General features: G+C 68.1%; 20 protein-coding genes. 15 read left to right on the top strand and 5 right to left on the bottom strand.

Features of this window, described 5'->3' with window-relative positions; genetic code table 11:
* Window positions 1-84 precede the first annotated feature (84 nt).
* Window positions 85-1,356: a M23 family metallopeptidase gene (locus DPV79_RS30420; RefSeq protein ID WP_113047219.1), complete on the bottom strand. Its 1,272-nt coding sequence runs from the start codon at window positions 1,354-1,356 to the stop codon at window positions 85-87.
* Window positions 1,357-1,697: 341 nt separating this feature from the next.
* Window positions 1,698-2,345, bottom strand: a complete 648-nt coding sequence (locus DPV79_RS30415) for a TetR family transcriptional regulator (RefSeq protein ID WP_021163589.1) — start codon at window positions 2,343-2,345, stop codon at window positions 1,698-1,700.
* A 150-nt stretch (window positions 2,346-2,495) separates the two neighbouring features.
* Here DPV79_RS30415 and DPV79_RS30410 point away from each other — a divergent pair, with 150 nt between their 5' ends.
* From DPV79_RS30410 to DPV79_RS30375, 8 genes are all read left to right on the top strand, one after another.
* Window positions 2,496-3,695 (top strand): MexX/AxyX family multidrug efflux RND transporter periplasmic adaptor subunit, encoded by a 1,200-nt coding sequence (locus DPV79_RS30410; RefSeq protein WP_060276553.1) that lies wholly within the window; start codon window positions 2,496-2,498, stop codon window positions 3,693-3,695.
* Window positions 3,696-3,715: 20 nt separating this feature from the next.
* Window positions 3,716-6,853 (top strand): multidrug efflux RND transporter permease subunit, encoded by a 3,138-nt coding sequence (locus DPV79_RS30405; RefSeq protein ID WP_059623496.1) that lies wholly within the window; start codon window positions 3,716-3,718, stop codon window positions 6,851-6,853.
* Window positions 6,853-8,313 (top strand): efflux transporter outer membrane subunit, encoded by a 1,461-nt coding sequence (locus tag DPV79_RS30400; protein ID WP_113047246.1) that lies wholly within the window; start codon window positions 6,853-6,855, stop codon window positions 8,311-8,313. Before DPV79_RS30405 ends, DPV79_RS30400 begins: the two co-directional genes overlap by 1 nt.
* A 794-nt stretch (window positions 8,314-9,107) precedes the next feature.
* Entirely contained in the window at window positions 9,108-9,620 is a 513-nt protein-coding gene (locus DPV79_RS30395) for a fimbrial protein (protein ID WP_021163594.1), read from the top strand.
* An 86-nt stretch (window positions 9,621-9,706) separates the two neighbouring features.
* Window positions 9,707-12,193 (top strand): fimbria/pilus outer membrane usher protein, encoded by a 2,487-nt coding sequence (locus tag DPV79_RS30390; protein WP_456264165.1) that lies wholly within the window; start codon window positions 9,707-9,709, stop codon window positions 12,191-12,193.
* Window positions 12,194-12,209: 16 nt separating this feature from the next.
* The gene (locus tag DPV79_RS30385) at window positions 12,210-12,956 is read left to right on the top strand and encodes a fimbrial biogenesis chaperone (RefSeq protein ID WP_113047245.1); all 747 of its coding nucleotides are present in this window, start codon (window positions 12,210-12,212) and stop codon (window positions 12,954-12,956) included.
* Window positions 12,953-13,978, top strand: coding sequence for a fimbrial protein (locus tag DPV79_RS30380; RefSeq protein WP_048020614.1), 1,026 nt, complete (start codon window positions 12,953-12,955; stop codon window positions 13,976-13,978). The genes DPV79_RS30385 and DPV79_RS30380 overlap by 4 nt, the downstream gene beginning before the upstream one ends.
* Window positions 13,979-14,076: 98 nt before the next feature.
* The gene (locus DPV79_RS30375) at window positions 14,077-15,402 is read left to right on the top strand and encodes a calcium-binding protein (protein ID WP_244321836.1); all 1,326 of its coding nucleotides are present in this window, start codon (window positions 14,077-14,079) and stop codon (window positions 15,400-15,402) included.
* 65 nt (window positions 15,403-15,467) lie between these two features.
* Here the strand turns inward: DPV79_RS30375 and DPV79_RS42835 are convergent, their stop codons facing one another.
* Window positions 15,468-15,605 carry an HHHH-motif protein gene (locus DPV79_RS42835; protein WP_021163599.1) on the bottom strand — a complete coding sequence of 46 codons (138 nt, stop codon included), beginning with the start codon at window positions 15,603-15,605 and terminating at the stop codon, window positions 15,468-15,470.
* A gap of 48 nt (window positions 15,606-15,653) precedes the next feature.
* The gene (locus DPV79_RS30370) at window positions 15,654-15,920 is read right to left on the bottom strand and encodes a hypothetical protein (protein WP_113047217.1); all 267 of its coding nucleotides are present in this window, start codon (window positions 15,918-15,920) and stop codon (window positions 15,654-15,656) included.
* A 325-nt stretch (window positions 15,921-16,245) separates the two neighbouring features.
* Here DPV79_RS30370 and DPV79_RS30365 point away from each other — a divergent pair, with 325 nt between their 5' ends.
* The 7 genes from DPV79_RS30365 (at window position 16,246) to DPV79_RS30335 (ending at window position 23,090) form a co-directional block, all read left to right on the top strand.
* Window positions 16,246-16,902 carry an RNA polymerase factor sigma-70 gene (locus DPV79_RS30365; protein ID WP_059682675.1) on the top strand — a complete coding sequence of 219 codons (657 nt, stop codon included), beginning with the start codon at window positions 16,246-16,248 and terminating at the stop codon, window positions 16,900-16,902.
* A 108-nt stretch (window positions 16,903-17,010) separates the two neighbouring features.
* The gene (locus DPV79_RS30360; RefSeq protein ID WP_021163602.1) at window positions 17,011-17,253 is read left to right on the top strand and encodes an MbtH family protein; all 243 of its coding nucleotides are present in this window, start codon (window positions 17,011-17,013) and stop codon (window positions 17,251-17,253) included.
* A gap of 45 nt (window positions 17,254-17,298) precedes the next feature.
* Complete coding sequence (locus tag DPV79_RS30355) at window positions 17,299-18,306, top strand: TauD/TfdA family dioxygenase (protein ID WP_113047216.1); 1,008 nt, start codon at window positions 17,299-17,301, stop codon at window positions 18,304-18,306.
* Entirely contained in the window at window positions 18,306-19,154 is an 849-nt protein-coding gene (locus DPV79_RS30350) for an ABC transporter ATP-binding protein (RefSeq protein ID WP_113047215.1), read from the top strand. Before DPV79_RS30355 ends, DPV79_RS30350 begins: the two co-directional genes overlap by 1 nt.
* The gene (fhuB, locus tag DPV79_RS30345; RefSeq protein WP_113047214.1) at window positions 19,151-21,241 is read left to right on the top strand and encodes a Fe(3+)-hydroxamate ABC transporter permease FhuB; all 2,091 of its coding nucleotides are present in this window, start codon (window positions 19,151-19,153) and stop codon (window positions 21,239-21,241) included. The genes DPV79_RS30350 and fhuB overlap by 4 nt, the downstream gene beginning before the upstream one ends.
* Window positions 21,238-22,038: a siderophore-iron reductase FhuF gene (gene fhuF, locus DPV79_RS30340; protein ID WP_113047213.1), complete on the top strand. Its 801-nt coding sequence runs from the start codon at window positions 21,238-21,240 to the stop codon at window positions 22,036-22,038. Before fhuB ends, fhuF begins: the two co-directional genes overlap by 4 nt.
* Window positions 22,035-23,090: an ABC transporter substrate-binding protein gene (locus DPV79_RS30335; protein ID WP_113047212.1), complete on the top strand. Its 1,056-nt coding sequence runs from the start codon at window positions 22,035-22,037 to the stop codon at window positions 23,088-23,090. Before fhuF ends, DPV79_RS30335 begins: the two co-directional genes overlap by 4 nt.
* Window positions 23,091-23,267: 177 nt before the next feature.
* Here DPV79_RS30335 and DPV79_RS30330 read toward each other — a convergent pair.
* The coding region (locus tag DPV79_RS30330) for a cyclic peptide export ABC transporter (protein ID WP_244321835.1) at window positions 23,268-24,963 on the bottom strand (1,696 nt) is incomplete at its 5' end.

Raw genomic sequence — 24,963 nt, 5'->3', positions numbered from 1 at the left:
GCGACCCTCCGCAGCGGGCTGCGTCGCCGCTATTCGAGCGGCGACGCGCGTGATGTTGCTGCGGTGGTCGGGCGCTTCAGTGCGTCAGCTTCGTTCCGCCGCGTAGTGCGTATCGAAAACCGCCCGCAACGTCGACGGACCAGTCGCAAAATCGCCCCACAGCGGCCCGTCGTTCTGCGCGAACGCGAACGGCGTCTTGTTGATCGACGCGAGGCGGAAGCGCCATTGCGCGGCTTCCTGGCGGAATGCGGTGAGCTGCATGTCGGACAGCCCCGTCTGCGCGCTCGCGAGCGTGACGAGCGGGTCGACCGGATTGTTCGCGACCCGCACCTCGAAGTGCAGGTGCGGGCCCGTCGCGGCGCCGGTCATCCCGACCGAGCCGATGCGCTGGCCCTGCTTCACGGTTTCGCCCGTCTTGAGACCGTGCGCGAACGCCGACAGGTGCGCGTAGTAGGTCGAGTAACCGTCGGCGTGATCGACGATCACGTAGCGGCCGTAGCCGCCCGGATCGGTGCCGACGAACGACACGACGCCGTCGGCCGCCGCGTCGACGGGCGTGCCGGTCGGCGCGGCGAGATCGACGCCCGTGTGGAACGCCATCGCCTGCGACAGCGGATGGATGCGCTCGCCGAAGAACGAGCTGATGCGCGTCCACTTGACCGGCATCGTGAACGCCGCGGCTTCGAGCGGCGAGCCGTCGAGCGCGTAGTACGCGCCGTGTTCGGCGCCCGGCGCGCGGAACCAGATCGCGCCGAACGTGCGGCCGGCGACGCGCAGTTCGAGCGCCGTGAGGCGCGGCGTGCCGTCGTTCGTATCGAACGCGACGCGGTAGTAGTCGCCACGCTGCGCGCTCGCGCGCATCGCGACCTTGCCGCTGACGAGATCGCCGAGCTGGATGCGCACTTCGGGCGGCACGTCGAGACGGTTCAGCGTATCGGACAGCGTGAGCTCGATGTCGCCCGCGCGCATCCCTTGCTGGTGTTCGGGCGGAGCAAGCTGGAACAGGCTGGCATAGCCGAGCATGTCGTTGCGATGTGCGCTGAGCGGCGCGAACAGGCCGGGCTGCAGGCTGCGATCGTTGTTGCGATCGACGTGCTCGTTGCGCTCGCCGATCGTGCGGGCGAGCTCGCTCGTCACGAAATGCTGCGCGGTGGGAAACGGCGTGTCGGACAGCACGCGCTGCGGCAGCGCGGCCGTGCCCGAGTCGACGGCGCCCGGCAGTTGCGACACGGCCGGCAGCGCGGCGAGGCCGAGTGCGGCGAGGGCGCCGAGCACGGCGGCCGGCACGAGCGCGCGCACGACGCGCTGCGCGCGGCCGGGCGCGAAAGCATCAGGGGTAGCGGCAGACTTGACCAAGGTGTCCACATCCAGGAAAGCGGTTCAAAAGGGGTGTGGGCAGGGGCCGCCGGCGGCACATCCGTCGGGCAGCGACGGGGGCGGGCGGCGGGCGTGCAACAAAACAGGCCCCGCCAGGGGCCTGTGTCGTTTCCGTTCGACCCAACGCGCGGGGCGATGCCCGCTTCGAACGGCGGCGTGCATACCGGGTCGAACCCGGTTATCACGAAGACGCTAAAGAAAGATGACAGCGCCAGTCTACCGGTGTTCCGCACAACGTTAAAAATTTTAAAGGGGGTCAGCTCATTCGTTTCGCAGTGCGGTAAATCGGGTTAAATCAGCATTTATTACGACAAATTTCGTCAGTCCGGCAATTTGTGCGTGCGGCCGCGCAACGCATCGGACGTGCGCACGGTGTCGAAGCCGGCGTCGAGCATGGCCTCGGCGTCGTTCCACAGGTTGCCGCGCAGCCGGTTGGTCCAGATCATCGACGCGAACACGCCTTCGAGCAGCGACACGAGATAGACGGCGGCCAGATGCACGTCGAGATCGGCGGCGAGTTCACCGGCCGCGATCGCGCGGCGCAGCAGCGCCTTCGTGATCCGCAGCATCTGCAATTCGAGCAGCATGCGGCGCCGCTGCAGCGCGCCGTTTTCCTCGCTCTGCTCGCACTTCGTATAGAGGATCACGAGCACGCGCTGCATCGGGCCCGGTTCGCCGCATTCCTGCAGATAGTGCGAGGCGGCTCGCCGCAGCGTGGCGAGCGGCGGTAGCCCGTCGCCCGCGTCGAAGCCTTCCGACGTGCGCGCGAACGCGCGGTCGCACATCGCGAGACACACTTCCATCTTGTTGCGGTAGTGGCCGTAGACGGCGCCGCGCGACATCCCGGCGGCCTCGGCGAGATCCGCCATCGCGGTTTGCGCGACGCCTTTCTCGAGCAGCACGAGTTCGGCGGCGTCGAGGATCCGGTGCTTGATGGCGAGCGATTCTTCGCGGGTCTTGCGGGCCATGTCCTGAAATTCCTTACAGTTCGCTGTCGTTTTATTGAGACAGTGTGACGGTCAGATTGAAGCGGCGTGTATTTAATCAATCGTGACTGATTATAATCGACCACCCTGAGCCGCCGCATTGTATCGGCGGCGAACGATCCGAGGTCACATATGAATAACAATCGCTCCCTGTTGCGCCACCGGCTGGCGCCGTTCGCGCTGGCGGCCGTGCTGGCCCTGGCCGGATGTGGAAAGGGCGACAAGGACGCCGCGCCGGAGGCCGCGAAACAGGCGACGGTCGTGACGGTGCGCCCGACGGCCGTGCCGATGACCGTCGAATTGCCGGGCCGGCTCGATGCATACCGGCAGGCGGAAGTGCGCGCGCGGGTCGCGGGCATCGTGACCGCACGCACCTACGAGGAAGGCCAGGAAGTGAAGCAGGGCGCGGTGCTGTTCCGCATCGATCCCGCGCCGCTGAAGGCCGCGCGCGACGCTGCGCAAGGAGCGCTCGCGAAGGCGCAGGCCGCCGCGCTCGCGGCAAGCGACAAGCGCCGCCGTTACGACGATCTCGTGCGCGATCGCGCGGTGAGCGAGCGCGACCACACCGAGGCCGTTGCAGGCGACACGCAGGCGAAGGCCGACGTTGCGTCCGCGAAGGCGGAACTCGCACGGGCGCAGTTGCAGCTCGACTATGCAACGGTCACCGCGCCGATCGCGGGCCGCGCACGGCGGGCGCTCGTGACCGAAGGCGCGCTCGTTGGCCAGGACCAGGCGACGCCGCTCACGACCGTCGAGCAGCTCGACCCGATCTACGTGAACTTCTCGCAGCCCGCCGCCGACGTCGACGCGCTGCGCCGGGCGGTGAAGAGCGGGCGCGCGACGGGCATCGCGCAGCACGACATCACGGTGACGCTGCTGCGCGCCGACGGTACCGCGTATCCGCTGAAGGGCAAGCTGCTGTTCAGCGATCTCGCGGTCGATCCGACCACCGACACCGTCGCGATGCGCGCGCTGTTCCCGAATCCGGAGCGCGAACTGCTGCCGGGCGCGTATGTGCGGATCGCGCTCGACACGGCGGTCGACCAGCGGGCGATCCTCGTGCCGCGCGATGCGCTGCTGCGCACGGCCGACCGCACGTCGGTGCGCGTGGTCGGCACGAACGGCAAGGTCAAGGACGTCGAGGTCACGGCCGACCAGATGAGCGGCCGCGACTGGCGTATCACGCGCGGCCTCGCGGGCGGCGAGCGCGTGATCGTTGACGATGCCGCGCAGTTCGCGCCCGATACGGCCGTCAAGCCCGTCGAGAAGGCGCCGCCGTCGAAAGCGGCGCCGGCAGCGGCCGCTTCGCAGGCGGCCGCCCGTCAAACCTGACCGGTTAACACCACACCACCATGGCACGTTTCTTTATCGATCGCCCCGTCTTCGCGTGGGTGATCGCAATCTTCATCATGCTGGGCGGCGCATTTGCGATCCGCTCGCTGCCCGTTGCGCAGTACCCGGACATCGCGCCGCCCGTCGTCAGCATCTATGCGACGTACCCGGGTGCATCCGCGCAGGTCGTCGAGGAATCGGTGACCGCGCTGATCGAGCGCGAAATGAACGGCGCGCCGGGGCTGATGTATACGTCCGCGACGAGCAGCGCCGGCGCGGCGTCGCTGTACCTGACGTTCAAGCAGGGCGTCAACGCCGATCTCGCGGCCGTCGAAGTGCAGAACCGGTTGAAGACGGTGGATGCGCGGCTGCCGGAACCGGTGCGGCGCGACGGCATCCAGGTCGAGAAGGCCGCCGACAACATCCAGCTCGTGGTGTCGCTGACATCCGACGACGGGCGGATGACCGACGTGCAGCTCGGCGAATATGCGTCGGCGAACGTCGTGCAGGCGCTGCGCCGTGTCGACGGCGTCGGCCGGGTGCAGTTCTGGGGCGCCGAATATGCGATGCGGATCTGGCCCGACCCGGTGAAGATGGCCGGGCACGGCCTCACCGCGTCGGATATCGCGTCGGCGGTGCGCGCGCACAACGCACGCGTGACGATCGGCGACATCGGCCGCGCCGCGGTGCCGGCCAGCGCACCGATCGCGGCGACCGTGTTCGCCGATGCGCCGCTGAAGACGCCGGCCGAGTTCGGCGCGATCGCGCTGCGCACGCAGGCCGACGGCTCCGCGCTGTATCTGCGCGACGTCGCGCGCGTCGAGTTCGGCGGCAACGACTACAACTACCCGTCGTACGTGAACGGCAAGGTCGCGACCGGGATGGGCATCAAGCTCGCGCCGGGCTCGAACGCGGTATCCACCGAGAAACGCGTGCGCGCGACGATGGACGAGCTGTCCGCGTATTTCCCGCCGGGCGTGAAGTACCAGATCCCGTACGAGACGTCGTCGTTCGTGCGCGTGTCGATGAACAAGGTCGTCACGACGCTGATCGAGGCTGGCGTGCTCGTGTTCCTCGTGATGTTCCTGTTCATGCAGAACCTGCGCGCGACGCTGATCCCGACGCTCGTCGTGCCGGTCGCGCTCGCGGGCACGTTCGGCGTGATGTATGCGGCCGGTTTCTCGATCAACGTGCTGACGATGTTCGGGATGGTGCTCGCGATCGGCATCCTCGTCGACGACGCGATCGTCGTGGTCGAGAACGTCGAGCGGCTGATGGTCGAGGAGGGGCTCGGGCCGTACGACGCGACCGTCAAGGCGATGAAGCAGATCAGCGGCGCGATCGTCGGGATCACCGTGGTGCTGACGTCGGTGTTCGTGCCGATGGCGTTCTTCGGCGGCGCGGTGGGCAACATCTACCGGCAGTTCGCGCTGTCGCTCGCGGTGTCGATCGGTTTCTCGGCCTTCCTCGCGCTGTCGCTCACCCCCGCGCTGTGCGCGACGCTGCTCAGGCCCGTGTCCGGCGAACATCACGAGAAGCGCGGCTTCTTCGGCTGGTTCAACCGCTTCGTCGCGCGTTCGACGCAGCGCTACGCGACGCGCGTGGGCAAGATGCTGAAGAAGCCGGTGCGCTGGCTCGTCGTGTACGGCGCGCTGACCGCGGCCGCGGGGCTGATGCTCACGCAACTGCCGACCGCGTTCCTGCCGGACGAGGACCAGGGCAACTTCATGGTGATGGTGATCCGGCCGCAAGGCACGCCGCTCGCGGAAACGATGCAGAGCGTGCGGGAAGTCGAGTCGGCCATCCGCCGTGACGAGCCGACCGCCTATACGTATGCGCTCGGCGGTTTCAACCTGTACGGCGAAGGGCCGAACGGCGGGATGATCTTCGTCACGCTGAAGAACTGGAAGGAGCGCAAGGCCGCGGACGCGCACGTGCAGGCAATCGTCGCGCGCATCAACGAGCGGTTCGCGGGCACGCCGAACACGACGGTGTTCGCGATGAACTCGCCGGCGCTGCCCGATCTCGGTTCGTCGAGCGGTTTCGACTTCCGGCTGCAGAACCGCGGTGGACTCGACTACGCGACGTTCAGCGCCGCGCGCGAGCAACTGCTCGAGGCGGGCCGCAAGGATCCCGCGTTGACCGACCTGATGTTCGCCGGCACGCAGGACGCGCCGCAGCTGAAGCTCGACATCGATCGCGCGAAGGCGTCCGCGCTCGGCGTGTCCATGGATGAGATCAACACGACGCTCGCGGTGATGTTCGGCTCCGACTATATCGGCGATTTCATGCACGGCACGCAGGTGCGGCGCGTGATCGTGCAGGCCGACGGGCTGCACCGGCTCGATCCGGACGACGTGAAGAAGCTGCGCGTGCGCAACTCGCATGGCGAGATGGTGCCGCTCGCGGCGTTCACGACACTGCACTGGACGCTCGGCCCGCCGCAGCTCACGCGCTACAACGGCTTTCCGTCGTTCACGATCAACGGCTCGGCCGCGCAGGGCCACAGCAGCGGCGAGGCGATGGCCGCGATCGAGCAACTCGCGGCGAAGCTGCCGGCCGGTACCGGCCATGCGTGGTCGGGGCAATCGTTCGAGGAACGGCTGTCGGGCGCGCAGGCGCCGATGCTGTTCGCGCTGTCGGTGCTCGTCGTGTTCCTCGCGCTCGCGGCGCTCTACGAGAGCTGGTCGATTCCGTTCGCGGTGATGCTGGTCGTGCCGCTCGGCGTGATCGGCGCGGTGCTCGGCGTCACGCTGCGGATGATGCCGAACGACATCTACTTCAAGGTGGGGCTGATCGCGACGATCGGATTGTCCGCGAAGAACGCGATCCTGATCGTCGAAGTCGCGAAGGACCTGGTCGCGCAGCGCATGTCGCTCGTCGACGCCGCGCTCGAGGCCGCGCGCCTGCGGCTGCGGCCGATCGTGATGACGTCGCTCGCGTTCGGCGTCGGCGTGCTGCCGCTCGCGTTCGCGTCGGGCGCCGCGTCCGGCGCGCAGATGGCGATCGGCACTGGCGTGCTCGGCGGCGTGATCACGGCGACCGTGCTCGCGGTGTTCCTCGTTCCGCTGTTTTTCGTGATCGTCGGCCGCCTGTTCGACGTCGGCCCGCGCCGGCGCGGCGGAGCGCAGCCGGCGGCGATGGAGGGTTCTCAATGATGTTTGCGCTGAATGCACAGGCAGCGCTGCGGGTTCAGGTTGCGCTGGCCGCCGCGCTCGCGCTGGCCGGCTGCACGCTCGCACCGCGTTACGAGCGGCCGGCGGCGCCCGTGCCGGCGACCTATGCGCCGGTCGACGGCGGTGCCGCGCCCACGGCGGCCGCGGCATCGCCCGCCGATGCCGCGCTGCTCGACGACTGGCGCGCGTACTTCACAGATGCCGCGCTGCAGGCGTGGATCGACGCGGCGCTCGCGAACAACCGCGACCTGCGGGTCGCCGCCGGCCGGCTCGAGGAAGCGCGCGCACTGTACGGCGTGCAGCGCGCGGACCTGATGCCGTCGGTCGATGCGAATCTGGGTTATGAGCGTGCGCGCCAGTACGACCCGGTCGTGCGCGAAAGCGCGATCAGCGGGCTGTATCGTGCGGGCGTCGGCATCAGCGCATACGAGCTCGACCTGTTCGGCCGCGTGCGCAGCCTGTCCGACGCGGCGCTCGCCGAGTATTTCGCGACGGCCGACGCGCAACGCACGGTGCGCATCGGCGTGATCGCCGACGTGGCGGGCGCGTACGTGTCGGAGCGCTCGCTGCACGAGCAGCTCGCGCTCGCGCAGCGCACGCTGGACGCGCGCGAACGCATGGCCGCGCTCACGCAGCGTCGTTATGCGGCCGGCACGAGCGACGCGATCGAGCTGCGCTCGGCCGAGATGCTGGTGGCATCCGCGCGCGCATCGCAGGCCGCGCTGCAGCGCGAGCATGCGCAGTCGGTGCGGGCGCTGCAGTTGCTCGCGGGCGACTTCGCGCGCAACGTGCCGGGCGACACGACCGCGCTCGACACGCTGTCGATCGCGCCCGTGGCGCCCGGCGCACCGAGTGCGCTGCTCGAACGGCGGCCGGACATCCGGCAGGCGGAAGCGCGGCTCAAGGCCGCCAACGCGCAGATCGGCGCCGCGCGCGCGGCGTTCTTTCCGCGCATCACGCTGACGAGCGACTACGGCTCGGTCAGCGATGCGTTCTCGAGCCTGTTTGCCGGCGGCACCAGCGTATGGACGTTCGCGCCGCGCATCACGTTGCCGATCTTCGCGGGCGGACGCAACCGCGCGAACCTCGACGTCGCGAACGCGCGCAAGCACATCGCGGTTGCCGATTACGAGAAGACGGTGCAAACCGCGTTCCGCGAAGTGGCCGACGCATTCGCCGCGCGCGACTGGATCGATCGCCAGCTCGCCGCGCAGCAAGACGTGTATGCGGCCGACGGCGCGCGGCTGAAGCTCGCGGAACGCCGCTACGCGGGCGGCGTCGCGACGTATCTCGAACTCCTCGACGCGCAGCGCAGCACGTACGAGTCGGGGCAGGAACTGATCCGGCTCAAGCAGTTGAGGCTCGCGAATGCGATCGCGCTGTATCGCGCGCTCGGCGGCGGCTGGTCGCCGGCGTCGGCGGAGGCCGCGGCTTCCGCGTAGTGCCCGTCGCCTGACGCCGCAGCGCGTCGGGCGGCATGACGGCGGCGGTACGTTTCGACGTGCTGCCGCCGCTTCCCTCGATCCATACCGCTGGTTCCAGCGATATCTTTCCCCATCGACAGGCCGGCCGGGACAGCCGTCATCTTGCGACCGCGCGTGTCGCAATTCCGCGCAAACGTGTGCGGGTCATTTTGACTTCTTTCTCCCATGCGACGAGGTTCCGATATCGGGTTCCGGCGGCCGCTCATGCATGCGATTTGCAATCCGGAATTGAAGATCGAATTAACCATATATCGGAAATAATGAGGGCGGCAAAGTGTCGCGGTAAAACGTTTGTATTCATGTCGCAATCGTTTGCGCGAAAAAATCGTATTGATTGAATCGCCGGTTAATTTCCTGTTTGTTGAAAATGATTTGATATTGGCGTTGTCGTCGGGCAACGATGGCGGCTCCGGACAATGTTTTGTCCTTTTCGAAGATGATTTGCCGGAGCCAATGCCCGCAAGGGTGAGCGGGGTGGTTTCGGCTCTCGATCGGAAATGTCCTTGATCTTCAATTGCTTCCGATGAATAAAAAAGGACTGCGGATAAAAATTTCAGGATTGAGAATTGACAGGAAATAGTGAGGACTTGGAGGGGTAAATCGGACATTGTCAGATGCATTTGACAATGATTTACAGAAAACTTTCATGATTATCTCGATAATGCCGCCTCGTGACGGACGGGAGCCACCACGCGCTGCCGTTTGTATCCGCCACGTCATCTATTCCATTTGCAGTCCTTTCGGGAAACGTCATGAAAAAATCCATCCTGACCGCTGTCGCATTCGCGGCCCTGTCGACCTCGGCCTTCGCAGCGGGCACCGGCACGATCAACTTCACGGGCGAGATCGTCGCGGGCGCATGCGGCATCGATTCGGGCTCGGTCAACCAGACCGTGAACCTCGGCAAGGTGCCGACCAACGTGTTCAAGCAGGCTGGCGACAAGTCCACGCCGACCAACTTCGACATCAAGCTGACCGACTGCGACACGAGCGTCGCGCAGAACGCGTACTTCACGTTCACGGGCACGTCGAGCGCGGGCCAGCCGAAGCTGCTCGCCACGATCGGTTCGGCAACCAACGTCGGCATCCGCCTGCAGGCAGCGTCGGGCGAATACCTCGACAACGGCGCCGAGCAGAAGGCACCGACCGTGCTGCAAAACGGCACGAACGTCGCACGCTTCGCGGCCATGTACGAAGCGACCGCAGCCGGCGTGACGCCGGGTACCGCCGAAGGCGTGGCGAACTTCACCGTCCGCTACCAGTAAGCCGCCGTACCGGGGAAGGGTGCGCGCACCCTTCCTCGTTCGTATTTCCTCATTTCCCCCCTTCGTTGGACTTCCGGTAGCGCCGCGTGCGAATCAGACATTCCTTCCTTTGCGTCTCCGTGCTGGTTGTCGGCAGCCAGAGCCATGCGACGGAATTCAATTCGTCGTTCCTGAACATCGACGGCTCGAACAACGTCGACCTGTCGCAGTTCTCGCAGGCGGACTTCACGCTGCCCGGCGAGTACATGCTCGACGTACAGGTCAACGACCTGTTCTACGGGCTGCAGGCGATCGAGTTCATCGCCGTCGACGCGTCGGGAGCGGGCAAACCGTGCCTGCGCCCGGAACTCGTCGCGCAGTTCGGGCTGAAGCCGTCGCTCGCGAAGGACCTGCCGCGCTTCCAGGGCGGACGTTGCGTCGATCTCGGCGCGATCGAGGGGGCGACCGTGCGCTACCTGAAAAGCGACGGGCGGCTCAAGATCACGATTCCGCAGGCTGCGCTCGAGTTCAGCGATACGACCTACCTGCCGCCGGAGCGCTGGTCGGAAGGGATCCCCGGCGCGATGCTCGACTATCGCGTGATCGCGAACACGAACCGCAACTTCGGCACGGGCGGCGGGCAAACGAATTCGATCCAGGCCTACGGGACGGTTGGCGCGAACTGGGATGCATGGCGCTTTCGCGGCGACTACCAGGCGCAATCGAACGTGGGCAATACGGCCTACGCGGACCGCACGTTCCGCTTCAGCCGGCTTTATGCGTTTCGCGCGCTGCCGTCGATCCAGTCGACGGTGACGTTTGGCGACGACTACCTGACGTCCGACATTTTCGACACGTTCGCGCTGACGGGCGCGTCGATCCGCAGCGACGACCGCATGCTGCCGCCTTCGCTGCGCGGCTATGCGCCGCTGATCTCGGGCGTCGCGCGTACCAACGCGACCGTGACCGTGTCCCAGGCGGGCCGCGTGTTGTACGTGACGCGCGTGTCGCCGGGCGCCTTCGCGCTGCAGAACATCAATACGAGCGTGCAGGGCACGCTCGACGTTGCAGTCGAGGAAGAGGACGGCAGCGTGCAGCGCTTCCAGGTGACGACGGCCGCCGTGCCGTTCCTCGCGCGCGCCGGGCAACTGCGCTACAAGGCCGCCGTCGGCAAGCCGCGGCTCTTTGGCGGCGCCGGCATCACGCCGTTCTTCGGCTTCGGTGAAATCGCCTACGGCCTGCCGTTCGACGTCACCGCGTATGGCGGTTTCATCGCCGCGTCGGGCTACACGTCGATCGCGCTCGGCGTGGGCCGCGACTTCGGCGCGTTCGGCGCGCTGTCGGCCGACGTCACGCATGCGCGGGCACGCCTGTGGTGGAGCGGCGCGACGCGCAACGGCAACTCGTACCGCATCAATTATTCGAAGCACTTCGACGGGCTCGATGCCGACGTGCGTTTCTTCGGTTATCGCTTCTCCGAGCGCGAATACACGAACTTCGCGCAGTTCTCGGGCGACCCGACCGCATACGGCCTCGCCAACAGCAAGCAGCGCTACTCGGCGACGCTGTCGAAGCGTTTCGGCGACACGTCGACTTATTTCTCGTACGACCAGACGACCTACTGGGAACGTGCGAACGAGCAGCGCGTCGGCCTCACGCTGACGCGCGCGTTCTCGATCGGCACGCTGCGCAACCTGAACGTGAGCGTATCGGCCTTCCGCACGCAGAGCGCCGGCGCGAGCGGCAACCAGGTCTCGGTTACCGCGACGCTGCCGATCGGCGGCCGCCACACCGTCACGTCGAACCTGACGACGGGCAGCGGCAGCACGAGCGTGAACGCCGGCTATATCTACGACGATCCGGATGGCCGCACCTACCAGGTCAACGCGGGCGCGACGGACGGACGGGCGTCGGCGAACGCGAGCTACCGCCAGCGCTCGTCGGCGTATCAGCTGACCGCGCAGGCGTCGACGCTCGCCAATGCGTATGCGGCCGCGTCGCTCGAAGTCGACGGCTCATTCGTCGCGACGCAATACGGCGTCGCGGCGCACGCGAACGGCAACGCGGGCGACACGCGGCTGCTGGTGTCGACCGACGGCGTGCCCGACGTGCCGCTGTCCGGCACGCTCTCGCATACCGATTCGCGCGGTTATACGGTGCTCGACGGCATCTCGCCGTACAACGTCTACGACGCGACGGTCAACGTCGAGAAGCTGCCGCTCGAGGTGCAGGTGTCGAACCCGATCCAGCGCATGGTGCTGACCGACGGCGCGATCGGCTTCGTGAAGTTCTCCGCCGCGCGCGGCAGCAACCTGTACCTGACGCTGACCGACCCGGCCGGCAAGCCGCTGCCGTTCGGCGCATCGGTGCAGGACATGGCGAACGGCAAGGAACTCGGCATCGTCGGCGAGGGCGGCGCGGCGTTCCTGACCCAGGTTCAACCGAAATCCACGCTGGCGGTGCGCGCGGGCGAACGCACGCTCTGCACGATCGACACGCTGCCGAACCAGCTCCAACTCGAAGGCACGCCGATTCCGGTGACGTGCCAGACGCCCGGCGAGTCGCATGCGGCGGCCGCACGGGTCGAACGATGAATTCACGGATCCAGCGATGAAAAAAACCTTCTCCCTTTCCTTTCCGCGGCGCGCATGGTGCGCACTCGCGACCGCCGGTGCGCTCCTCGCGGGCGCCGCGCAGGCGGCGATCGTGCCCGATCGCACGCGCGTGATCTTCAACGAAGGCGAACAGGCGGCGGTCGTCACGATCACCAACAAGAGCACGACCTACCCGTATCTCGTGCAGTCGTGGCTCGAGGACGCGCAGGGCAACAAGATCACGTCGCCGCTGATGGTCGTGCCGCCGCTGCAGCGCGTCGAGGCGAACGAGCGCAACGTGCTGCGGATCGCGAAGCTGCCGGGCACCGAGCTGCCGGCCGATCGCGAATCGGTGTTCTACCTGAACATCCGCGAAGTGCCGCCGAAGACCGATACGCCGAACACGCTGCAGATCGCGCTGCATACGCAGATGAAGCTGTTCTACCGGCCGAAGGCCGTGCAGCCCGCGCGCGACGAGGACTGGTCGCTGCCGATGACGTTGCGCGTCGATGCGGCCGCGCACAAGCTCGTGTTCGACAATCCGACGCCGTATCACATCACGATCGTCGACGTGGCGGCGGGTGCGCAGAAGACGCACGTGCCGCTGGAGCCGGTGATGGTCAGCCCGATGAGCACGGCCGACGTGCCGTTCAAGGCCGCGACGCCGGCGACGCTGTTCGTCACGCACATCGACGATTACGGCGGCCAGGTGGCGGTCGAGTATGCGTGCGAGGCCGGTGCTTGCAAGAGCGTGAAGAAATGAGCGGCGCGCGACGAAACGGGATCGCGTTGCGGATGCCGGCGTGGCTCAGGTGGTGGGTGATCGCACTGTTCGTCGTGTTCGCGCAGCCGGCGTGGGCACTGAAATGTATTGCGGACAGCGGCGGCCTGTCGCTGACCGAGGCGATCGGCAATGTCGCGTCGTATCCGACCGACGCGCCAGATGGTTACGTGATCTGGGTGTCGCCGCCGCGTACGACAACGGGCTATTGCTACAAGGATATCGGCGGGTTGCAGAATTTCCCCGAACAGATCTACTTCTACGCGAACCCGGAGAAACAGAATCCGGCCGCGTGGGGGCTCGAAGTCGGCATTCGCTTCGAGGGCACCGACTATTACGGACGCACCAGCCAGCCGGGGGACGGCATTGACACGCACAGCTCCGTGAAAATCTGCAAGCTGGACAACTGGCAGGTCGATGCCGGAATGTGTCCGAAATGGCCCATCAGCATTAGGTATCAGGTCGTCATTCGCAAGCGGGGGGCGTGGACGAGGCCGCCCTCGGATATCTATGCAGTGTTTCAGTTCGACGGCGAGCGCGGGCTGAACAGCAAGGGAAGCTTCCGCTACAAGCTGAGCGGTCTGCAAAATCTCAAGCCGACACCCTGCATGGTCGACGTGAAAGTCACGCCTGAACCCGGCGTCGTGAAGTTCGGCCAGGTTCAGGCCACGGGCAGCGGTTTCTTGCCAGCCGTGCCGCGCAAGTCGTTCAGTCTCGCGCTGACCAAGCAATGCAACGTGCCGGTGCGTGTGGACGGCTACTTCGAGACTTCGCAGACGGTGCAGAACGGGCTGCTCGTGCCGGATCCGAAGAGTAACTTCGGCATCGGCATCGAGGACCGAAACGGCAAGGCGATTGCGTTCAACGAACAGTTCGTGCTCGCCCAGATGCCGGGAAATGTGAACTACCAGAGCGTGACGCTCGATGCCGTTCTGAAGGCGTTCGGGCCGCCGAAGATCGGTCCGTTCAACGGCACGGCGACGATTCGGTTGTTTATCTACTGACGCATGCGAGCGCGGTCTGTGCGGGCATTTACCGTGCAAGGCAGGCCGGCGGCCGAGCGTCTTTTTCGGGGGAGACGGAGATGCATCTGAAGGGCACCATGGCAGCGACATTGTTCGTTGCGTCGACGGCAGGCGCGGTTCATGCGCAGACGGTATCGGCGGGTGGTTATTCGCTGACCGTGATCGGCGACCTGGGCGGGCCGCGCGACATGCAGTACAACGGGAATGCCGTCAGCGCGGACGGCAAGACGATCATCGGCTCCTACTGGAGCGACGCGCAGCCCGGTAACTCGATGGCCTTCTCGTGGTCGGCCGCGACGGGCTGGCAGCGGCTGGCGGCGCCGGCGAACGCCTATGACTCGATGGCACAGACGGTGTCGGGCGACGGGCAGGTGATCGGCGGCTCGATCAGTGCGCGTCAGGTGGACAGCAGCAACCTCGATCGATGGGCGGTGCGATGGCCCGGCGACGGTCGTACACAGAAACTCGTTCCGGATACGGCGGGCCGGGACGCATCGGTCGAAGTCGCGAACCTCGCCGGCACGAGGATGACGGGCAGCTTCACGGCGAAAGGCGGCCGGAATGCACGGTTCATTTGGGACCAGCCGAGGGGTTTCCGCGAGTTGCCGCCGGGCGGCGACTATATCGTGCAGCTCCTGTCGATGACCTCGTCCGGGAATGCGGCAGCAGGGTTGGCCGGCAATGTCGATGGCGTGTATGGCACGCGTGCGCTCCTGTGGACCGAACGATTCGGCGAACGACTGTTGCCGACGATCAACGCGGGCGTGGCCAGAATGGATCTGGCCAGTGGTGTGACCGAAGACGAACGGACGATCGTCGGCTCGCTCGGCACCCTGGTAGTCACGCCGGACGGACAGCGGGTCGACTCGGAGGCCGTGCTGTGGACGAACGGCGGCGACAGCATTCAGCGGCTCGGTTTTCTCAACGGTGACGACAGCAGCTACGCGCAAGCGATCAGCACGGACGGGCGGGTCGTCATCGGTACATCGAGCAACGGGCAGACCGGTGCCGAGCGCGTCTTCGTGTGGACGCCGCAAAGCGGCATGCGCAGCCTCGTTGCGTTGCTCGAAGCGGCCGGCCTGTCGGTCGGCACGCTGAACCTGGCCAACGTGATCGGCGTGAGCCCCGACGGGCAGACCATCACGGGGCAGGGTTATCGCGACGGCGATCCCGACTATCGGCCGCAGTTCTGGCAAGTGCACATCGATGCGGCGACCCTGCGCGCGTTGCAGCCGGCGAGCCCGGGCGCCGACGCATTGCGGGTGCGGGCTTCGTCGCGCAAGGCGGCGTCACGCATGCTGGTAGCGAAGCCGAACGCCGTGATGCAGCGAGGTGCCTGCCGCATGCCCGTCAGCCCGGCGCAGCTCGCGCGATGCCTGCCGCGGTTGCCGGCCACGCGCTAACGAGCGCAGCCGCACGCAGGTGAAGCGATGAAACAAGGCGCCGGTTTTCCGGCGCCTTGTTTCGTTTACCGCACCCAGCGACACATCCTGTGATGGTGATGGTCGAAGTGGCACACGCGGTGCGGATGCGCTTCGGCGATGGCCGGCACGAGCACGGCGGCGGCGAGCGCCGCGACGGCGAGCGATTTCAGTAGCGTTTTCATGTTGCAGTCCTGATCGTTGAAAAGTGAATCACGGGAAGCGGGAACGCCTTACCACTGCGGCCGCTGATCGTCGCGTCGGTCGTCGCGTCGGTCGTCCCGGCGGTCATCGCGCCGGTCATCCCGGCGGTCGTCATATCCGCGGGGATGCTGCGCTTCCCAGTCGCGGCGCTCCCAGTAGCGATTGCCGTCCCAGTAACGATCGCCATGCCAGCCGATCGTGACCTGAGCCGGACCGGCAGGATAGGCAACGCACCCGGTCAGCATCACGCTCGACAGCGCGCCAGCCATGACAGCGGACAACACGATGGATTTCATGGTTTTCTCCCTTGGAAACAGCCCCCCGATCGTACGAGCCCCCAAAATTTCACGTAGTAAGAAGTTGCTACCGCACATGACACGTGCAGGCGCGTTGTCAGACGCGTGAAAGGTCGTGTTGGTGGGTCGCAGGCCGGTCGCACCGTTCGGATGGGCCGATGACCACGTACCGAACCAGCCGCCGTGCGTCCCCTCCATCCGGGCAACGATTTCGTCAATTGTTCAGACAAATCCTGTCAACTGAAAGGGTCATTGGGTAATCGGATTGAGAATGATTTGCGTTTACGTTAAATTGCGCTATCTCGGAATTTGACGGAGCAGATCGATGGCGATGGCGGAAGTGCTCGACCGACCGGCGGCGGCAGCGGCGAACCCGTTCCTCGGCAGTCATCCCGACCGGCCGCCGCGTGCGCGCCGCGCCGCGGAGCCCCGTGCGCAGGGCGCATTGCTCGACGTGCTGATCTCGCATCGCGCGATGCTCGTGAACGTCGCGCGCGGCTTCGTCGGCTGCGCGAGCCGTGCCGAGGACGTCGTGCACGACGTGTTCGTGAAGCTCGTCGAATTCCCGAACCAGGATGCGGTGCGCCAGCCGGTCGCGTACGTGACGCGGATGGTGCGCAATGCGTCGATCGACGCGTGCCGCCGGCAAAATCTCGAGAACGTCTATCACACGGAAGAGGACGACGGCTTCGACGTGCCGTCGCCCGAGCCGACGCCGGAAGCCGCACTGCTGACGCGCGATACGCTGCGGCGCGTGTGGGCCGCGCTCGACGACCTGCCGGCGCGCAGCCGCGCGGCCTTCGAGATGGTGCGGCTGCGCGAGGAGACGCTGCAGACCGCGGCGCGCGCGCTGAACGTGTCGCAGACGCTCGTGCATTTCATGGTGCGCGACGCGGAGCGCCACTGCGCGGAATGCCTCGACGCATGCCATCGCGGTGTCGCGTGCCCGGTGTTCCTCGGCGGCCGCACGCGGCGCCGGTGAGCGCGGGTAAAAAAACGCGCCGGCCAATCGTCTATCAGACAGGAGCGGCCGAAACCGCCGCTTTGCCATCCGCTTTGCCACTTTCAACCGCCTCAGCGATTTCCGATCATGACGCAAGCCACGACGCCTTCCGCCGACACCGACGATCTCGTCTATACGGTCGTCATCAATGACGAAGAACAGTATTCGATCTGGCCGACGTTCCGGCCCGTGCCGGCCGGCTGGCGCGAAGTGGGCGTGAGCGGCCCGAAAGCCGACTGCCTCGCGCACATCGAGACCGTCTGGACCGACATGCGCCCCGCAAGCCTGCGCCGCGCGATGGACGGCGAGCGCGCATCGCGCGCGTCGTGACCCGCCGCGCCGCGTGCGCGGCGCGCCACCTGAAGAGGACGTTGCATGACCCTGCTTTCGTTGCCGACGCTCGACGACCTGCGTATCGAGCCGGGGCTGCCCACCGTCGTGTCGCCGCGCGGCAGCGACGGGATGTCGATCGACGACGTCGCGCCGCTGGCGCGCGAGATCGCGGCCGACACGCTCGAACGGGCGGGCGGCGTGCTGTTCACGGGTTTTCACGTGCCGTCGATCGACGCGTTCCAGCAGTTCGCGGCGTCGTTCGGCGATCCGCTGATCGGCTATGAATACGCATCGACACCGCGCAGCCAGGTCGAGGGCGCCGTCTACACGTCGACCGAGTACCCGCCGCACCGCGCGATTCCGCTGCACAACGAGCAGTCGTATACGCGCGAATGGCCGTTGCGGATCTGGTTCCACTGCGCGCTCGCCGCGCCGAAGGGCGGGGCGACGCCGATCGCGGACAGCCGCGCGGTGTATCGCGCGCTCGATCCGGCGCTCGTCGCGCGTTTCGAAGAGCGCGAGCTGCTGTACGTGCGCAATTTCGGGCAGGGGCTCGACCTGCCGTGGCAGCAATCGTTCGGCACCGACGAACCGGCCGAGGTCGAACGGATGTGCGCGGCGCGCGGCATCGAATGCGCGTGGCGCACCGATGACGACGGCGAGCTGCTGCTGCGCACGCGCGAACGCTGCCAGGCCGTCGCGCGCCATCCGCGCACCGGCGACCGCGTGTGGTTCAACCAGGCGAACCTGTTTCACCTGTCGGCGCTCGACGACGACATGCAGGAAGCGCTCGTCGACGCGGTCGGGCTCGAGAACGTGCCGCGCAACGTGTATTACGGCGACGGCGAACCGCTCGAAGCCGACGCGCTCGCGGAGATCCGCGGCGTGCTCGACCAGCAGCGCATCGTGTTCCCGTGGCGCACGGGTGACGTGCTGATGCTCGACAACATGCTGACCGCGCATGCGCGCGACCCGTTCGAGGGGCCGCGCAAGGTCGTCGTCGCGATGGCGCAGAGTTATACGGTCCCGCGCGACCGAACGGAGGATTGATGACGCGTAGTACCGCCGCGCTTGCCGCGCGCGGGCTGTCGGTGGGATATCGCGACCATATCGTGATCGACGGGCTGGACCTGTCGATCGCGGCCGGCCGCGTAACCGCGCTGTGCGGACCGAACGGCTGCGGCAAGAGCACGCTGCTGCGTACGCTCGCGGGCTTGCAGCCCGCGCGTGCCGGCCATGTCGAAGTGAACGGGCAGCCGCTCGCGTCGTTTCGCCGTCGCGCGCTCGCGCGCGAGCTGACGATGCTCGCGCAGTTCAACCAGATTCCGTCGGGCCTGACGGTGCGCGAACTCGTCGCGTACGGGCGCTATGCATACGGCGGCTTCCTGCGCGGCCTGTCGCGGGCCGACCATGCGGCGATCGACGAGGCGCTCGACACGAGCGGCCTCGCCGGCGATGCGGAGCGCGACGTCGGCGCACTGTCGGGCGGCGAGCGCCAGCGCGCGTGGATCGCGATGGCGCTCGCCCAGCAGGCGCCGATCGTGCTGCTGGACGAACCGACGACCTATCTCGACATCCATCACCAGCTCGACATCCTCGATGCGCTGCGCACGCTGAACCGCACGCGCGGGCTGACGATCGTCTGGGTGCTGCACGACCTGAACCAGGCGGCCGCATACAGCGACGAAATCGTGCTGATGCGCGCGGGCCGCCTCGTCGCACAGGGCACGCCCGACGCGATGCTCGATCCGGCGCGGCTACGCGCGGCGTTCGGCGTCGAGATGCTGAAGCTCGCGCATCCGCAGACGGGCGCACCGATGTGCGTGCCGGCCTACGGGCCGACAACCGACGGCGCGCCGCAGGCGGCCGGTGTCTTCGACCGGGATCTCGCCGTATGACCACGTTCGCGATGCGCAAGCGCCTCGCGGCGGCGGGGCGGGGCACGACATCGGGCCGGGCCGGTGCGATCGCGATCGGCCTCGTCGCGCTGATCGCGGCACTGGCGGCGTTGCGCGTCGCCCCCGATCTGCGCGTGTGGTGGAGCGCGGTGCCCGGCAGCGATGCCGCTGCGCTCGCGCACGTGTTCCTGTTCGACCTCAACCTGCCGCGCGTCGCGGCCGCGCTCGTCGCGGGCGGCTGCCTCGGCATCGCGGGCGAGCTGTTCCAGTCGCTCACGCGCAATCCGCTCGCGTCGCCTGATTTGCTCGGCGTGACGGGCGGCGCCCAGCTCGGCCTGCTCGCGGCGATGCTCGTGCCGGCGCTGGCCGGCGTCGCGTCGGTGCCGCTGCTGTTCGTCTGCGGGCTGGCCGCGGCCGCGTGCGCGATCGTCGCGGCGGGCGGCTGGCGCGCGACGCCGTTGCGGCTCGTGCTCGCGGGCAGCGTGTGCATGCTGCTGTTCGCCGCGCTGTCGACGCTCGTGCTCGCGTTCTTCGAGCAGAACATCGCGGGCGCCGCGCTGTGGACCAACGGCAGCCTGTACCAGCCGGGCGCGACGGGCCTCGCGCTCGCCGCGCGCTGGCTCGTCGTGCCGCTGATCGCGTTGCCGTTCGTGATCCGGCCGCTGAATCCGCTCACGCTCGGCGACGACGCGGCGGCCGCGGCCGGCGTGCGCGTCGACGCGACGCGGCTCGCCGCGACGATCGTCGCGGTCGCGTTCACGAGCGTGGCCGTCAGTATCGCGGGCCCGCTGTCGTATGTCGGCCTCGTCGCCCCGAACCTGCTGCGCCAGGTGCGCGGCGCGCGCGCCGCGCGGCTCGGCGTGCTCGTGCCGCTGTCGGCGCTCGCGGGCGGGGCGCTCGTGCTCGTCACCGACAGCGCGGTGCTCGCGTCGGGGCTCGACGCGACGCTGTCGACCGGCGTCGCGATCGCGCTGGTCGGCACGCCGCTGATGCTGGCGATGATCCGGCGCGGCGCCGCGTGGTCGGGCGTGCTGCATGCGGATGCCGAACGCGCGGCGGGCAGCGGCTCGACGCGGCTCGTCGGCTGGCTCGAACGGCTCGGCTGGCCGCTGCGCACGGCGCTGTTCGTCGCGGCGGGCGTGCTGGCCGTGTTCGTCGGCGTGTCGGCCGGCCCCGAGTGGCTGTCGATCGCGCGCTGGTCCGCTGCGCTGTCCGGCCACGATGCGCTCGCGCGGATGCTGATCGACCTGCGCATGCCGCGGCTGCTGTGCGCGCTCCTCGCGGGCGCGCTGCTCGCAGTGAGCGGTGTCGCGATGCAAAGCGTCGTGCGCAATCCGCTCGCGGGCCCCGAAGTGCTCGGCGTCACGCAGGGTGCGGGGCTCGTCACGCTGTTCGCGTTGTCGACGTGGCCGCTGATGGGCCACGTAACGCTCGCGGCGGCCGCGCTGATCGGCGGCGGGCTGTCGCTCGCGATCACGCTCGCGCTGAATCACCGGCATCGCTATGCGCCGCTCGCGGTGGCGCTGACGGGCATCGTGATCGGCGCGCTGTGGACCACGCTCGCGCAATGGCTGATCACGCAGGAAAGCGTGCAGCCCGCGCGCTTCGTCGTGTGGCTCGTCGGCGGGACTTACGGCCGCAGCTGGGGCGAGGTGTCGATGCTGCTGCCGTGGTGCGTGCTCGCGGTGCCCGTGTTCGCATGGCTCGCGAAACCGCTCGACATGCTCGCGCTCGGCGACGATCAGGCGGCCGCGCTCGGCCTGCCGGTGGCCGTGCTGCGGCCGCTCGCGCTGACGATCGCGACGCTCGCCGCCTGTGCGGCCGTCGCGGCGGTCGGGCCGGTCGGCTTCATCGGGTTGATGGCGCCGCACGTCGCGACGATGCTCGGCGCGCGCCGGCACCGTACGCGGCTGTGGCTCGCGGCCGCGTGCGGCGCGCTGATCCTCGGTGTGGCGGATCTCGCGGCGCGCACGGTCGTCGCGCCGCGCGAAGTGCCGGCCGGCGTGCTGACCGCGCTGATCGGCGCGCCGTACCTGCTCGGGCTCCTGATCCTCGAGGGGCGCCGCGCCCGGCGCGCGGGGCGATGACGCCGCCGCTCGACGGCGCGCGCGCCACGCGTTTCTCGGCGTTCGCGCCCGAACCGTTCGCCGATCATCTCGACGTCGTCTGGCTCGGTTTGCCCGACGACGCGCACGCGCCGGGCCGCCTCGTAGTGCCGGTCAGTGCGTTGTCCGCGCACCGCGACATCGTGCTCGACGCGATGGTCCGCCATTACGGCGGCGATCCGGCGCAGCACGCGCGCGCGCTGATGTCGCAATGGAGCAAATACTATTTCGGCCGCGCGGCGCCGGCCGGCGTCGTCGCCGCGCTGACGCTCGGCCGGCCGCTCGACATGACACCCGAGCGCACGTTCGTCGCGCTCGACGACGGGATGCCCGCCGCGCTGTATTTCACGCACGATGCGCTCGGCGAACCCAGCGACGATCCGGCGCCACGCTATGCGGGGCTCGTCGCGCATCTCGGCGCGGTGATCGACCTGCTCGCGGCGATGGGGCGCGTCACGCCGCGCGTGCTGTGGAGCAACGCGGGCAACCTGCTCGACTATCTACTCGATACGTATCGTGCGCTGCCATGCGTGGCCGATCCGGTGCGCGACGCGGGCTGGCTGTTCGGTGCGACGTGCTTTGCGTGCGAACCGAATCCGTTGCGCATGCCCGTGCGCGATGCGGTGCCGCGTTCGGCGCTGCTGCCGACGCCGTTCCGCGCGCGACGCGTGTGCTGCCTGCGCTATGAAATTCCTGGAGAAACGCAACTGTGTGGAAGCTGCCCCCTGCTACTGACGATGGACGACGCGGCGCTGGCCGAGCAGGACGCGATCCGGTGACGGATGCCGGACGCCGGCACGCACTCGGCGCAATCGGCGCACTCGCGGCGCTCGGCGCCGCGTGTTGCGGCGCGCTGTCGGCCCCGTCCGGCGCCGTTGCCGCGGTCCTCGATGCACATCGCGCGCAGGGCGCGCGGGTGCCGGGTGCGCCGGGTTCGATATCGTTGGCCGGGAATCCCGTCGTGTCGCAGGCGAGCGCGACGATGCCGGTGCGGCCGCAGCGCGTGGTCGCGCTCGACTTCATGTTCGCGGAAAGCGTGATCGCGCTCGACCTCGTGCCGGTCGGGATGGCCGATACGGCGTTCTATCCGGGCTGGCTCGGTTATCAAAGCGACCGGCTCGCCAGCGTGACCGACATCGGTTCGCGCCAGGAGCCGGGCCTCGAGGCGATTGCGGCGGTCAAGCCCGATCTCATCATCGGCGTCGGCTTCCGTCATGCGCCGATTTTCGATGCGCTCGACCGGATCGCGCCGACGATCCTGTTCCAGTTCAGCCCGAACGTGTCGGACGGCGGCGTGCCGGTGACGCAGCTCGACTGGATGCGGCAGATCTTCCGGACGATCGGTGCGGTCACGGGGCGCGACGCGCGCGCGCAGGCGGTCGATGCGCAACTCGATGCGGGCATCGCGCGCAATGCGGCGCGGCTCGCGACGGCGGGCAGGAAAGGCGAGCGCATCGCGCTGCTGCAGGATCTCGGCTTGCCCGACCGCTACTGGGCCTATACGGGCAACAGCACGTCGGCGGGCCTCGCGCGGGCGCTCGGGCTCGACCCGTGGCCGAAGAAACCGACGCGGGAAGGCACGCTGTACGTGACGTCGGCCGATCTGCTCAGGCAGCGCGAGCTGGCCGTGCTGTTCGTGACCGCATCGGGCATGGACGTGCCGCTGTCCGCGAAACTCGATTCGCCGGTGTGGCGTTTCGTCCCCGCGATGAAGGAACGCCGGATCGCGCTGATCGAACGCAATATCTGGGGGTTCGGCGGGCCGATGTCGGCGCTGAAACTGGCCGACGTGATGACCGACACGATGCTGAAGCTGCCGGCCGTGCGTTGAGTGTGCGGCGGTCGATGCCGCCCGGGCGGGCAGCGTGTGGCGGTAGACCCGACTCGCGCTGAACGGCCGGAGTGTCGCGACGATCGCGCCGCACGCCACCCACATTTCCTTCTGAAACGAACTTCACCGGTGCGCTGCCATTGCAGCCCACCGGCGAATTTTTCATCGACTGCCGGATTACGCGCTCAGCGCGTCGACGCCATCCTGCGCACGTGACCGAGCGGGCATCGTGTCGCTGACGATGCGTCCGTTGTCGAGCTTCAACAAGCGGTCGGCGAGATCGAAGTAGCGATCGTCGTGCGTGATCACGATCACGGCCTTGCCGCGCGCACGCAGCTCGGGCAGCAGTTGTTCGTAGAACACGGCCTTGAACGACGGATCCTGGTCGGCCGCCCATTCGTCGAACAGGTAGAACGGCCGGTCCTCCAGGTACGCGACGACGAGGGCGAGCCGCTTGCGCTGCCCGGTCGACAGCGCGCGGGTCGAGAACGCGCCGTCGACCACCTTCACCTTGTGATCGAGCGCGAGCTTCGCGACGAGCGCGTTCGCACGTGCATCGGCCTGCGCGCGGGACGGATCGTCGGGGTCGACGATGCCGAGCAGCGCATCGAACAGGTGGAAATCGTTGAACACCGCGCTGAAGCGCTGCCGATAGGCGGCGCGCTCGCGCCAGCCGATCGGGCGGCCGTCGACCTCGATCGTGCCTTCCTCCGGTTCGTAAAGCCCCGTCAGCACCTTCGCGAGCGTCGTCTTGCCGCTGCCGTTGCCGCCGACGATGAACACGAGTTCGCCCGGCCTGATCGTCAGGTCGATCGGCCCGATGCTGAACATCCGTTCGTCGCGTTCGTGGAAGTACGCATGCGTGACGCCGCGCAATGTGACGGCGCCGGCGGGCGGCACGTCTCGTGCTTCGGACGCGGGCGGCACCGTGCGCAGCGCGCCGAATTCGGCCATCACGCCTTCGATCCGCGTCAGCGACACGCGTGCCGCGTTGACGGTCGGCAGGTTGTTCAAGAGCCCGTCGAGCGGCACGAGCATGAACAGGAACACGACGACGTACCCGGCGGCTGCGGCCGGATCGGCATGCACGCCGAGCTGCGGCCAGAACGACGCGACGCCGAGGAACGCATAGAACAGGAAGATGATCCAGCCGACGCCGACCGCGTACGCGCTGAACGCGCGGCGGCGGTGGTCGCGCACTTCGCCGATCGCGGCGCCGAGCTGGCCGTCGACGAACTGGCGTGCGCGTTCGTCGTGCAGCTTCAGCTCCTTCGCGCCGGAAAACAGCGAGCCGAGATAACCGAACAGGCGGTCCTGCGCCTGGCCGGCCGCTTCGAGCGACGCGATCGCGCGGCGGTCGCCGGTGTGATAGCCGAGCGAGCCGGCGACGATCGCGGCCAGCGCCAGCAGGCACACCGGCCACGACAGCCACGCGAGATAACCGAGGCAGCCGAACACGATCGAGCCGTGCATGACCAGGTTCGGCAGCGCGAAGAACAGCATCGACACGTTGGTCGCGTCGTCGGTCAGCACCGACTGCACGGGCGCCGCGCCGATCCGCTCGATGTCGCGCAGCTCGGCCGCGCCGACGCGCCGCGCGAGATGCACGCGCAGCCGCGCCATCGTGTCCTGCGACAGGCGCGCGAACAGCGTGCCCGACACGATCCGGGTGACGAGCGCGATCACCGCGCACAGCGCGAAGCGCCATGCGAGCGACGCGTCGGCCGCGCCCGGCTGCGACAGCGCGCGGTTCAGCGTGGCGACGAGCAGCACGCTCGCGACGCCGTTCAGCACGCACGCGGTGAGCGCCAGCGCGAGCGACGCGCGGCTTTCGCGCAGCAGCGCGAGGATCAGCCGCGCCGCGGGGCGGGCG

The organism is Burkholderia reimsis, assembly GCF_003294055.1.
In the GTDB taxonomy this organism is placed as follows: domain Bacteria; phylum Pseudomonadota; class Gammaproteobacteria; order Burkholderiales; family Burkholderiaceae; genus Burkholderia; species Burkholderia cepacia.
Note: the sequence above shows the minus strand (reverse complement) of the source record. Positions and strands in the feature narration are given on the sequence as shown.